General features: G+C 57.8%; 10 protein-coding genes. 3 read left to right on the forward strand and 7 right to left on the reverse strand.

Features of this window, described 5'->3' with window-relative positions; all coding sequences use genetic code 11:
- The first annotated feature begins 18 nt into the window (after nucleotides 1-18).
- Entirely contained in the window at nucleotides 19-3,921 is a 3,903-nt protein-coding gene (gene hrpA, locus G0034_RS10785; RefSeq protein ID WP_179120847.1) for an ATP-dependent RNA helicase HrpA, read from the forward strand.
- A gap of 70 nt (nucleotides 3,922-3,991) precedes the next feature.
- On the opposite strand, the gene G0034_RS10790 is transcribed toward hrpA, so the two are convergent.
- The 5 genes from G0034_RS10790 to G0034_RS10810 all read right to left on the reverse strand — a co-directional run bounded on the left by G0034_RS10790 (nucleotide 3,992) and on the right by G0034_RS10810 (nucleotide 10,364).
- Nucleotides 3,992-4,651, reverse strand: coding sequence for an O-methyltransferase (locus G0034_RS10790; RefSeq protein ID WP_179120848.1), 660 nt, complete (start codon nucleotides 4,649-4,651; stop codon nucleotides 3,992-3,994).
- A gap of 102 nt (nucleotides 4,652-4,753) precedes the next feature.
- Nucleotides 4,754-6,133, reverse strand: coding sequence for an efflux transporter outer membrane subunit (locus G0034_RS10795; protein ID WP_179120849.1), 1,380 nt, complete (start codon nucleotides 6,131-6,133; stop codon nucleotides 4,754-4,756).
- Nucleotides 6,130-7,212 (reverse strand): HlyD family secretion protein, encoded by a 1,083-nt coding sequence (locus tag G0034_RS10800; protein WP_023330366.1) that lies wholly within the window; start codon nucleotides 7,210-7,212, stop codon nucleotides 6,130-6,132. Before G0034_RS10800 ends, G0034_RS10795 begins: the two co-directional genes overlap by 4 nt.
- 22 nt (nucleotides 7,213-7,234) lie before the next feature.
- A complete protein-coding gene (locus tag G0034_RS10805; RefSeq protein ID WP_023337255.1) occupies nucleotides 7,235-8,887 on the reverse strand; it encodes an MFS transporter in 1,653 nt (550 codons plus the stop codon).
- A 157-nt stretch (nucleotides 8,888-9,044) separates the two neighbouring features.
- A complete protein-coding gene (locus G0034_RS10810; RefSeq protein WP_179120850.1) occupies nucleotides 9,045-10,364 on the reverse strand; it encodes an MFS transporter in 1,320 nt (439 codons plus the stop codon).
- A 327-nt stretch (nucleotides 10,365-10,691) separates the two neighbouring features.
- Between G0034_RS10810 and G0034_RS10815 the strand changes: the two genes are divergently transcribed.
- Nucleotides 10,692-11,486: a YdcF family protein gene (locus G0034_RS10815; protein WP_179120851.1), complete on the forward strand. Its 795-nt coding sequence runs from the start codon at nucleotides 10,692-10,694 to the stop codon at nucleotides 11,484-11,486.
- A 54-nt stretch (nucleotides 11,487-11,540) separates the two neighbouring features.
- Here the strand turns inward: G0034_RS10815 and gap are convergent, their stop codons facing one another.
- Nucleotides 11,541-12,542: a type I glyceraldehyde-3-phosphate dehydrogenase gene (gene gap, locus G0034_RS10820; protein WP_023330368.1), complete on the reverse strand. Its 1,002-nt coding sequence runs from the start codon at nucleotides 12,540-12,542 to the stop codon at nucleotides 11,541-11,543.
- A 190-nt stretch (nucleotides 12,543-12,732) separates the two neighbouring features.
- Here gap and cybB point away from each other — a divergent pair, with 190 nt between their 5' ends.
- Nucleotides 12,733-13,263, forward strand: coding sequence for a cytochrome b561 (gene cybB / locus G0034_RS10825; RefSeq protein WP_071922258.1), 531 nt, complete (start codon nucleotides 12,733-12,735; stop codon nucleotides 13,261-13,263).
- A gap of 90 nt (nucleotides 13,264-13,353) precedes the next feature.
- Here cybB and G0034_RS10830 read toward each other — a convergent pair whose 3' ends face one another.
- The gene (locus G0034_RS10830; RefSeq protein WP_050863025.1) at nucleotides 13,354-14,421 is read right to left on the reverse strand and encodes an oxidoreductase; all 1,068 of its coding nucleotides are present in this window, start codon (nucleotides 14,419-14,421) and stop codon (nucleotides 13,354-13,356) included.
- Nucleotides 14,422-14,432: the final 11 nt, after the last annotated feature.

The following is a 14,432-nucleotide window of genomic DNA, read 5'->3' on the forward strand; positions in this document are numbered from 1 at the left end:
GCACTGCCCATTAACGCTATGACAGAACACCAAAAAATCACCTTCCCGATACTCCTGCAAAGGCTTGATGCCCTGATGCTGCGCGATAAACAGCGGTTTGCGCGTCGTCTGCACGGCGTGAAGAAGGTTAAAAATCCTGATGCACAACAGGCCATTTATCAGGAAATGGCGAAAGAGATTGAACAGGCAGCAGGGAAAGTTGTGCTGCGCGAAGCTGCACGTCCGGCAATTACCTACCCGGAAAACCTGCCTGTCAGTCAGAAAAAACAGGACATCCTGGAAGCCGTGCGCGACCACCAGGTGGTAATTGTCGCAGGGGAAACCGGTTCGGGGAAAACCACCCAGTTGCCGAAAATCTGCATGGAGCTGGGACGCGGGGTGAAAGGTCTGATTGGCCACACCCAGCCGCGTCGTCTGGCGGCGCGTACCGTGGCGAACCGTATTGCCGAAGAGCTGCAAACCGAGCCGGGTGGCTGCATCGGTTACAAGGTGCGATTCAGCGACCACGTCAGCGATAACACCATGGTCAAGCTGATGACTGACGGTATCCTGCTGGCGGAAATCCAGCAGGATCGCCTGCTGATGCAGTACGACACCATCATCATCGACGAAGCGCACGAGCGCAGCCTGAACATTGACTTCCTGCTCGGTTACCTGAAAGAACTGCTGCCGCGTCGTCCGGATCTGAAAATCATCATCACCTCCGCGACCATCGACCCGGAGCGCTTCTCGAAGCATTTCAACAATGCGCCGATAATTGAAGTGTCAGGACGCACGTACCCGGTGGAAGTGCGCTATCGCCCGATTGTCGAAGAGGCGGATGATACCGAGCGCGACCAGCTCCAGGCCATCTTCGACGCTGTCGACGAACTGGGCAACGAAAGTGCGGGCGACATTCTGATCTTTATGAGCGGCGAGCGCGAAATTCGCGACACCGCCGATGCGCTCAGCAAGCGCGATCTGCGTCATACGGAGATCCTGCCCCTGTACGCGCGCCTGTCGAACAGCGAGCAGAACCGCGTGTTCCAGCCGCACGGCGGACGCCGCATTGTGCTGGCGACCAACGTGGCGGAAACCTCGCTGACCGTACCGGGGATCAAATACGTGATCGACCCGGGCACGGCGCGTATCAGCCGCTACAGCTACCGCACCAAGGTGCAACGCCTGCCAATAGAGCCGGTTTCTCAGGCGTCGGCCAACCAGCGTAAAGGCCGCTGCGGTCGTGTGTCGGAAGGGATCTGTATTCGTCTCTATTCCGAAGACGATTTCCTGTCGCGCCCGGAGTTTACCGACCCGGAAATTCTGCGTACCAACCTGGCGTCCGTTATCCTGCAGATGACCGCCCTGGGGCTGGGCGACATCGCGGCGTTCCCGTTCGTGGAAGCGCCGGACAAACGCAACATTCAGGACGGTGTCCGTCTGCTGGAAGAGTTGGGGGCCATTACCACCGACGAGCAGGCGACGGTCTATAAACTGACGCCGTTGGGTCGTCAGCTTAGCCAGTTGCCGGTCGACCCGCGTCTGGCGCGCATGGTGCTGGAAGCCCAGAAGCACGGCTGCGTGCGCGAGGCGATGATTATTACCTCTGCGCTCTCCATTCAGGATCCGCGCGAGCGTCCGATGGATAAACAGCAGGCGTCAGATGAAAAACACCGTCGCTTCCACGACAAAGAGTCCGATTTCCTCGCCTTCGTGAGCCTGTGGAACTATCTCGGCGAGCAGCAGAAAGCGCTCTCCTCGAACCAGTTCCGCCGCCAGTGCCGCGTGGATTTCCTCAACTACCTGCGCGTGCGCGAGTGGCAGGATATCTACACCCAGCTGCGCCAGGTGGTGAAAGAGCTGGGCATTCCGGTAAACAGCGAGCCGGCGGAGTACCGTGAAATTCATATCGCGCTGCTGACCGGCCTGCTGTCCCACATTGGGATGAAGGACGCAGAGAAGCAGGAGTATACCGGCGCGCGCAATGCCCGTTTCTCCATCTTCCCCGGTTCCGGCTTATTCAAGAAGCCGCCGAAGTGGACCATGGTGGCCGAGCTGGTGGAAACCAGCCGCCTGTGGGGACGCATTGCCGCGCGGATCGACCCGGAATGGGTTGAGCCAGTCGCGCAGCATCTGCTGAAACGCTCATACAGTGAACCACACTGGGAGCGTGCGCAGGGGGCAGTGATGGCGACCGAGAAGGTGACCGTTTATGGCCTGCCGGTGGTGGCCGCGCGTAAGGTCAACTACAGCCAGATTGACCCGGCGCTCAGCCGCGAGCTGTTTATCCGCCACGCGCTGGTGGAGGGCGACTGGCAGACGCGCCATGCGTTCTTCCGCGAAAACCTGAAGCTGCGCGCCGAGGTGGAAGAGCTTGAGCATAAATCCCGCCGTCGCGACATCCTGGTAGACGACGAGGCGCTGTTCGAATTTTACGATCAGCGCATCAGTCACGATGTGATTTCCGCCCGCCACTTTGACAGCTGGTGGAAGAAGGCCAGTAAAGAGACGCCGGACCTGCTCAATTTTGAAAAGAGCATGTTGATTAAAGAGGGGGCGGAGTCGGTCAGCAAGCTCGACTACCCGAACTTCTGGCATCAGGGCAATCTCAAGCTGCGTCTGACCTATCAGTTTGAACCGGGGGCCGATGCGGACGGCGTGACCGTCCACATTCCGCTGCCGCTGTTAAACCAGGTCGACGAGAGCGGATTTGAATGGCAGATCCCCGGCCTGCGCCGCGAGCTGGTCATTGCGCTGATTAAATCGCTGCCGAAACCGGTGCGGCGTAATTTTGTGCCTGCGCCGAACTACGCGGAAGCGTTTTTGGGCCGCGTCACGCCGCTGGAGCTGCCGCTGCTGGACGCGCTGGAGCGAGAATTCCGCCGCATGACAGGCACCACCATTGACCGCGAAGACTGGAACTGGGAACAGGTACCCGATCACCTGAAAATCAGCTTCCGCGTGGTGGATGATAAAAACAAAAAGCTGCTGGAAGGGCGTTCCCTGAGCGAGCTAAAAGAGGCGCTGAAAGGGAAAGTCCAGGAGACGCTCTCTGCGGTGGCGGACGACGGTATCGAGCAGAGCGGACTGCATATCTGGAGTTTTGGTCAGCTTCCGGAAAGCTACGAGCAAAAACGCGGTAACTATAAGGTGAAAGCCTGGCCAGCGCTGGTGGACGAGCGCGACAGCGTGGCGATCAAGCTGTTTGATAACCCGCAGGAACAGCAGCAGATGATGTGGCGCGGGCTGCGTCGCCTGCTGCTGCTGAACATTCCGTCGCCGATTAAATATCTGCACGAGAAGTTGCCGAACAAGGCCAAGCTGGGTCTGTACTTTAACCCGTACGGCAAAGTGCTGGATCTAATTGACGACTGCATCTCCTGCGGCGTGGACAAACTGATCCACGAGGCGGGCGGTCCGGTCTGGACGGAAGAGGGCTTTGCTCAGCTTCATGAAAAGGTTCGCGCGGAGCTCAACGACACCGTGGTGGAGATTGCCAAACAGGTCGAGCAGATCCTCACCGCCGTGTTCAACATCAACAAGCGCCTGAAGGGGCGCGTGGATATGACCATGGCGCTGGGGCTGTCGGACGTGAAGGCGCAGATGGCGGGGCTGGTGTATCGTGGCTTTGTCACCGGCAACGGCTTCAACCGTCTCGGCGATACGCTGCGCTATCTGCAGGCAATTGAAAAACGTCTGGAGAAAATGGCCATCGACCCGCACCGCGATCGCGCGCAGATGTTGAAAGTGGAAAGCGTGCAGCAGGCGTGGCAGCAGTGGCTAAACAAGCTGCCGCCGGCGCGCCGCGACGATGAAGACGTGCAGGCGATCCGCTGGATGATCGAGGAGCTACGCGTCAGCTTCTTTGCCCAGCAGCTCGGTACGCCGTATCCGATTTCGGATAAGCGTATCCTGCAGGCGATGGAGCAGATCTCTGGCTAAAAGCCTTGCCCGATTTTCTCCCTCTCCCTGTGGGAGAGGGTCGGGGTGAGGGCATCAGCCCGCACAATTTTCACCCGTTCACAATCGCCAGCGTAAACCCATCCCATCCCTTAACCCCCACCGTTTGCAACGCGGTGGCGGTTAAGCGCGGGTTATCTCCAGTCATCTCGATAAAACGCCGCACGCCCTGCACGCGCGCGTCGTCGCTTTGCCCGTTAACGACTTCACCCTCGCGAACCACGTTATCGCCGATAATTACCGTACCGGGACGGGAATAGTGCAACGCCCACTCCAGATAGCCGGGATTGTTCGGCTTATCGGCATCAATAAAGATCAGGTCGAACGGCGGAACGTCACCAAAATTTTCGAGCGAGCTCAGCGCCGGGCCTTCAATCAGTTCAATGCGATCGTTCAGCCCCGCGAGGTGAATATTCTGACGCGCAACGTCGGCATGTCTCGGGTCGGCCTCGAGTGTGATCAGCTTTCCGTCCGGCGGCAGGGCGCGCGCCATCCAGATTGAGCTATAGGCACCCAGCGTCCCGATCTCGAGAATGCGTCTTGCCTGCGTCATGCGCACGAACAGCGCCAGCAGCTGCCCCTGATTGGCCGCCACGTCGTGCTCGGGCAGCCCGGCGCGCTTGTTGTTTTCCAGTACCTGACTCAGTACGTCATCGTCAGGGATCAGCGAAGAAATCATGAAATTATCTACTGCAGACCACTGTTGTTGCATAGATTGACTCCTTGGGAAGGATTGCCGGGTGGCGACTACGCCTTACCCGGCCTACGGGTGCGAAATCCAGGACCGGTAAGCGACGCGCCACCGGGCAGGATTTCAGGCACTGCCCCAGCCGCCGCCCAGCGCCCTGTATAAATCAATCTGCGCCAGCAGCAGATTATTTTTCACCTGCACGACGCTGGTCTGGACCGAGAACAGCGTGCGCTGCGCGTCCAGCACGTCCAGATAGGAAGAATAGCCGTTGCGATAGCGATTCTGCGCAATGCGCAGCGTCTCCTGCGCCACAGCCTGCTGGGCGAGTAGCTCCGTCAGCTGTTCCTGATAGCGCGTAATGGCATCAAGGCTGTTGTTCACTTCCGCAAACGCGTTACGCACGGTTTTTTCATAGGCGTACAGCGCCTGGTTACGCTGAGACTGGGAAATATCCACCTGCGCATTCAGCGCCTGGCGGTTCAGCAGCGGGGCAAGAATACTGCCCCCGGCGCTCCAGAGCTGAAGCGGATTGTCCAGCAGGCCAGAAAGGGTACGATCCTGAATCGATCCGGTGGCAGTCAGGTTGATCGATGGCAGCAGGCTGGCGCGCGCCGCGGCAAGGGAGGCATCCGCCGCCACCAGCTGGCGTTCAGCCTGAACGATATCCGGGCGACGGTTCAGAAGCGTGGAAGGCAGCTGCGACGGCAGCTTCAGCGGCGTCAGCGCCGCAAAGCTTTCGCTGCGCGCTACCGCGCCGGGATTGCTTCCCAGCAGCAGGCTAAGCGCATTTTCCTGCTGCGCAATCTGATGCTGTAACACGGGCACCTGCGCCCGCGTTGAACGTAATTCGGAGTCAGACTGCATCAGCTCCAGGCGCGAACTGTAGCCGGTTTCAAACTGACGTTTCGCGAGGTTAAACGCCTCCTCGCGGGACTTCAGCGTGGATTCGGTCACGCGCAGCTGTTCGTCAAGTGAGAGCAGGGTGACGTACCCGGAAGCCACGGACGAGGCGACAGTCAAATCCGCGGCGGCAGCGGCGGCTTTTTGCGCCTCCAGCGACGCCTGAGCGGCATTCGCCGTGCTGCGGTTGACGCCCCAGATATCAACGTCGTAGCTCGCCGTCAGGCTGCCTCTGTACACCGTACCGTAGACGGGCAACCCGGTCGCAGCGGATTGCGAACGGGCGCGCGTCCCCGTGACGCCCGCGTCAAGCGAGGGAAACAGGCTGCCGTCGGCCGCAAAGACCCGCGCCTGATACTCGTTTATCCGTTCGCGGGCGATCAACACGTCACTGTTATTCTTAAGCGCCTGGTCCACATAGCGGTTCAGGTGGTTGTCATGAAAATTACGCCACCAGAGCTGTTCCGTCGGGCTGGCTGGCCCCGAGGTGGCCCGCCATTGCGCAGGAATGTGCAGCGTGGGCTGCGCCGGTTTGACGTCGACGGACTGGCATCCGGCCAGCATCACCGCCACGACCAGTCCGGCTATCGGACGCAGGATCATGGTTTCGCCTCCCGCGTATCAATTGTTACCTGTACCGACATGCCCGGACGCAGCAGGGCGGATTCCTCTGGCTTACCGAGTACCTCAATGCGCACCGGAATTCGCTGGGCAATTTTGACAAAGTTACCGGTGGCGTTATCCGGCGTGATCGCGCTGAATTCCACGCCGGTTGCGGGAGAGATGCTCTCCACGCGGCCCTGATACGCTTTGTCGTTCAGGGCATCGACGGTGAATTTCACCGGCTGACCAACGCGCAGCTCCGCGAGCTGGGTCTCTTTGATATTGGCAATAACCCAGTGCTGGGGGGGCACAAGGGTGGTGAGATGGGTCCCGGCGGTCACATACGCCCCGAGACGCACGGCAATCTGCCCCAGCTGGCCATCACGCGGGGCCACAATGCGGGTGTTTTGCAGATCGATCTGCGCCAGCTCCAGCGCCGCTTTGGCGTTCTCAACGTCCGCCTCCAGCGCCCCGCGGTTCACAATCACCGTCTGCAGATCCTGACGCGACATCTCAAGCGTTGCTTTCGCCTGGTCGATATCGGCGCTGCCTTGAGCCGCGCTTGCCAGGGCGGCATCGCGTTCGCGAACGGAAAGTGACCCATCCGCCGTCAGATCCTTCACGCGCTTCAAATCCGCCTGGGTTTTCAGGCTCTGGGCGCGGGCATTTTTCAGCGCGGCTTCATTTTTGGCAATCGTCGCTTCGGCGCTTTTACGCTGCTGCAGGTTATTATTCAGGGCGGCAATTTTCATCGCCAGCTGCGCCTCGGCCTGATGCACCCGCTGACGGTAGATGCGGTCATCAATCTGCAGCAGCAGATCGCCTTTTTTGACCTGCACAAAGTCCTGAACCTTCACCTCTGTGATATAGCCATTCACCTGCGGGCTGATAAACGTCGTTTGTCCCCGCACGTAGGCGTTGTCGGTAAACTGCACGTGTCGGGTAAAGGGCGGTAACTGCCAGGCGTAAAGGATCACCAGCACGCCGACAAGACCGATAGCAGCGGCGGTGAAAACGGAAACAATGCGCACATTTTTGCGGGTGTTGGCCTGCTCTTTGGCGGCATCCTGCTGACTCATAAATTCTCCAGAACTCTTTCAATTACTTGTTGCCGGTGGCGTTCTTCAGCGCCATACGGGCAGTGATGCGCAGACGCAGCAAGCGCCATAAAATCCAGACCAGCGTGGCGGCAGCGATGCTTGCCGTCAGAAGATAAGTATCGTTGTAAGCCAGAATATTTGCCTCAAGGGCGGTGACGCTTTGTAGTTGGGTAATTGCCTGAGTTCCCAACAGCGAACTGTCACCGATCAGGCTTTTATACATCTGGGTATAAAGCTGAATTCGCTCGTTGACCAGCGGGTTGAGCGTGGTGAGCTGGTCTGCCAGCAGGCTGGAGTGGTACTTCTCACGCCAGGTCTGGAAAGTACCGAGGATCGCCGACCCGAGCAGACCGCCGAGGTTCTGGCTCATGCCAAACATGACCGAGAAGCTGACCAGATTACGCGGGTCGGCGATCACTCCGCCAATGGCGGCCAGCATGGCCGGGGCGAGGAAGAAAGCGCTACCGAAGCCCAGCAGGAACTGGCTGACCATCAGCTGGTCCGGGCGGGTCAGGTTATTGGACTGGCTGTCCAGCAGCGAGGCAATGATCATCAGCGCCAGGGAGGTGATAATCGGCCACGCCAGTTTTGTGGGCTTGATGGTGAGACAGCTGGTGACGATCCCGCAGACGATCCCGGCGAAAATGGACCACGCCAGATGGGTCATCTGCTCATTCTGTAATCCCACATACTGTAACCAGCCAATCACCCCGGTATTTTGCTCCGCCAGCACGATGCGGATCAGCAGCATAATCAGTCCCAGACGGACGATGCTGCCGCTCGACAGCCAGCGGGTATTCAGCAGTGGGTTAGTGCGGTTATGTTCAAAGACGATGGCGGACACAATCAGCACCAGCGATAACGCCAGCGACCAGCCGATCCACGGCGCTTCAAACCACCAGTCCAGACGTCCCAGCGACAGCACCGCGCACAGCAAGGCCATGCCCGGCGCCAGCAGAAAGAAGGTGACAAAGTCTTTCTTCTCAAAGACCTTGCGTCGGTCGCCCGGCGGCAGCTTCAGCGCGATCACGCAGGCCAGGGAGATCAGCGCCAGCCCCAGTTCAAAGAAATACAATCCGCGCCACTCGTCCAGCTGGAGCAGTTCAGTCGAAAACAGCCGCGCCAGCGGAATGGCGAGTGACGAGCCGGTAATGCCTATGGTCAGCGCCTTCAGGCGATGTTTCGCCGGCCAGGCCTGGATCTGGTAGTAAATCCCCAGCGAGCTGAGCGCGGCGGCCACCATCCCGTGCGCGGCGCGCACCATCAGCGCTGAGCTGAGATCGTTAACAAACAGATGGAAAAAGGTGACCAGCACATACAGCACCAGAAACCCTTCGGTGAAGGCGCGCAGACCGTACTGCTGGCGGAATTTGACCAGCAGCAGGTTGATGGAGATGTTGGTCATCACATAGACCGCGGGCAGCCAGGCGATTTCCGTTGACCAGGCGCCGAAGGTGCCCTGCAGGTTTTGCAGATTGGCGGTCACCACCGCATTACCCAGCGCCCCCGTCAGGCACACCAGCAGGCCCACGACGCCGTAGGCAATCCGTTTGGGCGTGCTGTGTTCAGGTGTGGAAGGCGACCCCAGCAGAGCGGGTTTCTCATGTGGCTGCCACTCGCGAGGAGCATAAGGATCGCGTTCGGGCAGGCGCATAACGTTGTTTACCTTAGAAATAATGGAAAAATGTGTCGACTGGCGATTCTACGTCTGCCGCAAATGATAATTCAAGTGAATATGATTTACGCATGTTAATCAAATGTTGAGAGGGCACTTGAACAAAAAGAGCGGCCCGGGAAGGGCCGCCGAACGTTCAGATCTGGTCAGGTTGTGCCTGGACCGCGGGCGTTCGTTTCACGCGGCTGGCGCAGAAAATGGCAATCAGTGAGATAGCAACCGTCACGGCCAGATACCAGGCCACGGGCACCCAATCGCCGTCGTATTTTGCCAGCAGTCCAGTGGCAATCAGCGGGGCGGTCCCGCCTGCCAGCGCGGCACCTAACTGATAACCGAGCGTAATACCGGTGTAGCGTACGTTTGCGCTGAAGATCTCAGAGCAGAGTGTGCCGAGTACCGCCGTTACCGGAGCCCACAACACGCCAAAGGCGATGACCGTTGCGAGCACAATGCCCCACGTCGTGCCCGTATTGAGCAGCATAAACCATGGCACGATAAACAAACCGAGTATGAAGACGCTTGTGGCATACATGCGCTGCCGGCCAATTTTATCCGAGAGCAACCCCATTAATGGGATCATGATGGTGGCGACCAGAGCTCCCAGCGTCACGGCTTCCAGCGCCTGTGATTTCTGATAGGTGAGCGTGGTGGTGGCATAGCTCACCACGAAGGTTGAGAAAATATAGAATGGGGCGGTTTCCACGACCTTCAGCCCGGCGGCAATCAGCACTTCGCGCCAGTGATGCTTCAGCGTATCGCGGAGTGGGGCTTTCGCTACCTGACCAGACGCTTTCACCTTTTGAAAATCAGGCGTTTCATCAATATCTTTTCGGATCCACAGGCCGAGCAATACCAGTACCGAGCTCAGCAGGAACGGGATCCGCCAGCCCCAGGAGAGAAAATCCTCTTCACTGAACAGGGTCATGAGCGAAACAATAAAGGTCGCCATCAGCATGCCGATGGTCACGCCCGCCTGCGGAATGCTGCCGAAGAACCCTTTGCGTTTTTCTGGCGCGTATTCATAGGCCAGCAACAGCGCGCCGCCCCATTCACCGCCGATGCCCATCCCCTGAATGATACGCATCAGGATCAGCAGCGCGGGAGCCCACATGCAAATCATCTCATACGTCGGCAGCAGGCCAATCATGACGGTTGCACCGCCCATCAACGAGAGGGTCAGGACAAGGGTCTTTTTACGTCCGATGCGGTCACCGATATGTGCAAAAAGTACCCCGCCAATGGGGCGAATAAAAAAGGTTAAGGAGAAGGAGAGATAAGAGAGAATGAGTCCGATCACCGGATCGACCATCGGGAAGAAGATCTTATTAAAGACCAGCGCGGCCGCCGTACCGTAGAGAAAATAGTCAAACCATTCAATGGCGCTCCCGGTAAGGCTGGCGATTAACACCTTCTTATTTTTTCGTAATACCGTCGTCGTACTTTCATGTTCTGTCATGACCTGAAACCTCGCCACGTTGATGATGTAAGAGGTGTCACCTGGCGCGCTTCAGGTGCAACCTGTGATGATGAAAAAGGTTGTCAAATTGTTAAGCAACTTAGGGTTGGATGTTGTATTTAGCAAGCGCAGGGGGGATAAAACTGGTCAGATCACGGTGAAATAAGCAGCGTTGGGTGCTTTTTCATGACGCCTGTACCATACAATGTTTTGTTGGGCTGAAAATCAAAAGCATAATAGGCAGGTGCAACCCGATGATTTTTGGATGTTTCTGGTTATTTCAGAAAAATGATAAATTCGGTGATTCAACAACGCGAGGAGTTCACCATGGTTCAGCCCCATTTCCCCGTCCTGCCGGACGCTACGCTTACGGCCATCAATACTGTCGGTGAATGGCTGGCGCAGGACGATCTCCGCGGCACGTCTCAAACCCCGGATGTTGATGGGGTGATCCTGGCAGGAAACGCGGTGATCACGACCATTGAAGCAGCCTGCCGAATTGCCGCAGAAAAGCAGGTTCCGCTGCTGATTAGCGGCGGTATCGGCCACTCGACAACGTTTTTGTATGATGCGATCCGTCACCACCCCCGTTATCACCCACTGCCGGTGTCCGGGCGGGCGGAAGCAAGCATTCTTGCCGACATTGCGCGGGAGTTCTGGCAGATCCCCGAGTCGCGCCTGTGGGTTGAAGATCGCTCCACTAACTGCGGAGAAAACGCCCGATTTAGCTGGAACATGCTGAAACAGCACCAGCGAACAAGCGGACGAATGCTGGTGGTTCAGGATCCGACGATGCAGCGCCGTACGATGGCGACATTCGCCCGCGTTTGCCGCGATGAGCCCGTTTCTCCGCAGTGGATTAGCCACCCGGGAATGACGCCAATACTGCAAAACGGCAAAAACGGCGTGGTATTTAGCGAGGGTAACGCAGGGCTGTGGGCCGTTGAGCGTTACCTTTCGCTGGTTATGGGGGAACTGCCGCGTCTGCATGACGATGAGAACGGCTATGGCCCGGCCGGCCGGGATTTTATCGCGCACGTCGAATTCCCTGAGGCTGTCACCGAAGCCTGGAAACAGATTCAGCAGGATCCGGTCCTGAAGGTGGCGCGTAAAATCATCTGAGCACGGGGCAATCCCCTCGCCCCTTTGGGGAGAGGGTCAGGGGGAGGGGGAATTTCACAGCGCGGCGAACTTATCCAGCGTACGCACCAGCTGCGTCACGAAACCATACTCGTTGTCATACCACGCGACGGCCTTCACCAGTTGCAGGTCTCCCGCTTCCGACACCTCCGTCTGTGTGGCGTCGAATACCGAACCGTAGTGCGAACCAATCACGTCTGACGACACAATTTCATCATCGGTATACCCGAACGATTTATTCCCCTGTGTCGCCTTTTTCAGCGCAGCGTTGATCTCCTCAACGGTAACTTTCTTGCCCAGAATGGCGACCAGCTCGGTGACGGAGCCGGTTTTTACCGGCACGCGCTGCGCGTGGCCTTTCAGCTTGCCGCTGAGCGCAGGGATCACCAGGCCGATGGCTTTTGCCGCACCGGTCGTGTGCGGAATAATGTTCTCAGCTGCTGCCCGCGAGGCGCGTAGATCTTTCCCGCGCGGTCCATCGACCAGCGCCTGGGTGCCGGTGTAGGCATGGATGGTGGTCATGGTGCCCACTTTTATTTCAAACGCATCGTGCAGGGCTTTTGCCAGCGGGGCCAGGCAGTTGGTGGTGCAGGACGCGACGGAAATAATGGTGTCACTGGCGTTAATCGTGTCGTCATTCACGCTATAGACGATGGTTTTCATGTCACCTGCAGGTGCCGAAATCAGCACTTTTTTCGCACCTGCGTCCAGATGTGCCCGGGATTTCTCTTCAGAGGTGTAGAAGCCGGTGCACTCCACGACAATATCCACTCCCGCCGTTTTCCATGGAATATGCTTTGCCTCTTTCTCCGCGTATACCGCAATGGTCTTACCGTCGACGATCAGCGCATCTTCAGTGAAATCTACGCTCCACGGGAAGCCACCGTAGTTGGAATCATGTCTGAGCAGGTAAGCCAGCACTTTCGGGGAGGTGAGGTCGTTGATGGCGACGACAGTATTACTGTCCTGAGTTTCAAGAAGGCGGCGCAGAACAAGGCGTCCAATGCGTCCGAATCCGTTAATGCCAATTTTACTCATTGTGTTCTCCTGTGAACATGTCGATACGACAGTTTGAACTCATCCAGGCTTAGACCATCACGGACAGGGCGGCAATTGAAGATACTTCATCCGCAGGGAAGTGACTGAAAAGTCATACAGAAAAGTTAATGAATTTTTAAGGAAAGGAGATTATGTTGGCGCGGTGACTGTTTTTTTTTCAGGAAATCCCATGCGTACTAAATATTCAAGCCTGCAGATTGCGATTCACTGGCTGGTGTTTTTGTTAGTTGTCGTCGCCTACTGCGCGATGGAGTTTAGAGGCTTTTTCCCGCGTACCGATCGCCCGGTGATAAACATGATCCACGTCTCCTGCGGGATCTCGGTGCTGGTGCTGATGGTGGCGAGATTGCTCATCCGCCTTAAATATCCCGCACCGCCTATTCAGCCGAAACCCAAAGCGATGATCACCGGTATGTCGCACCTTGGGCATCTCATCGTTTATCTGCTGTTTATTGCGCTGCCGCTGATTGGCATTGTGATGATGTATAACCGCGGAAACGACTGGTTTGCCTTTGGCATGCTGATGCCGCATGCGGCGGAAGGGAATTTTGATCTGGTGGATGTGCTGAAGGAGTGGCACGAGACGCTGGCCAATCTCGGCTATTTCGTGATTGGTCTGCACGCGGCGGCAGCGCTAATGCATCACTATTTCTGGAAAGACAATACGCTGCTGCGCATGATGCCGAAAAAGCGTCAGTAGTCTTTTCGCCCGGCGGCGCTTCGCTTGCACGGGCCTACAAACGGCTCAAACTCGTAGGCCGGGTAAGCGCAGCGCCACCCGGCTTGTTTTTTAACCCAGCAGCGCACGCTCTTCAGCCGTTAACGCCAGCGTCTGCGTTGTCCCGGTCTCTGATGATTTCACCGCCGCTTCCAGCACAGCCATGACCGCTAATGCCTCGACAGGGTGAACAGGATGGGGGATTTCCCCGCGCAGCGCATCACGCACGTGGATGTAATACTGGCGCTGGTCGCCTTTCGGTGTGGCAACGGTCTGCGTTGCACCGTCTGCCCCGAAGAACACCATGCTGTCGCTGTCTTCTCCCCAGGTTTCGCTGCCGGGGATCACACCCGCAAGCAGTTGTGCTTCCTGCTGATCGATTCTGGCCTTCACCACGCTGCCTTTATCCCCGTGAACGGTAAAGCGCGCCGTCCCGCCAGCGACCAGCATGCTGGCGTGCAGAATAACCTTGTGCGCCGGGTAATTTAAAACCACGTGCGCCCAGTCGTCGATCTCCGCACCCTCGCGCAGCGTCGCGATATTCCCCTGAACCGACTCAGGCAGGCCAAACAGCTGTAGCGTCTGGTCGATCAGGTGCGGCCCCAGGTCAAACCACAGACCGCTCCCGGGAACGTTCTGCTCGCGCCAGCGCACGCGGACTTCCGGACGGAAGCGATCAATATGCGACTCCAGGTGCTTGACCTTGCCGAGCGTGCCTTGCGCAATAATCTGTTTAATGCCGAGGAAATCGCTGTCCCAGCGGCGGTTATGAAAAACAGAGAGCAGGAGCTGTTTTTCATCCGCCAGCGCGATCAGGTCGCGGGCTTCCTTCATATCGAGGGTAAAAGGCTTATCCACGACGACATGTTTCCCGGCGTTCAGGGCCAGCGTAGCCAGCGGGGCGTGAGTGGCGTTAGGCGAGGCAATCACCACCACGTCGATATCAGGATGCTGAATAGCCTCTTCCGGTGTCGCGACCACAAGCACATCCGGAAGATCGCGTTTTACCTTCTCTTCATCACGGGAAGAGACCACCGCCAGCCTAAGCCCGTCCACGGACTGGATCAGCGGAGCATGGAAGGTTTTACCCACAAATCCATACCCGATCAGCGCAATGTTGATTGTTTGAACTTTACTCATGACCTTCTCCA

The organism is Enterobacter sp. T2 (genome assembly GCF_010692925.1).
Lineage (GTDB): Bacteria > Pseudomonadota > Gammaproteobacteria > Enterobacterales > Enterobacteriaceae > Enterobacter > Enterobacter kobei.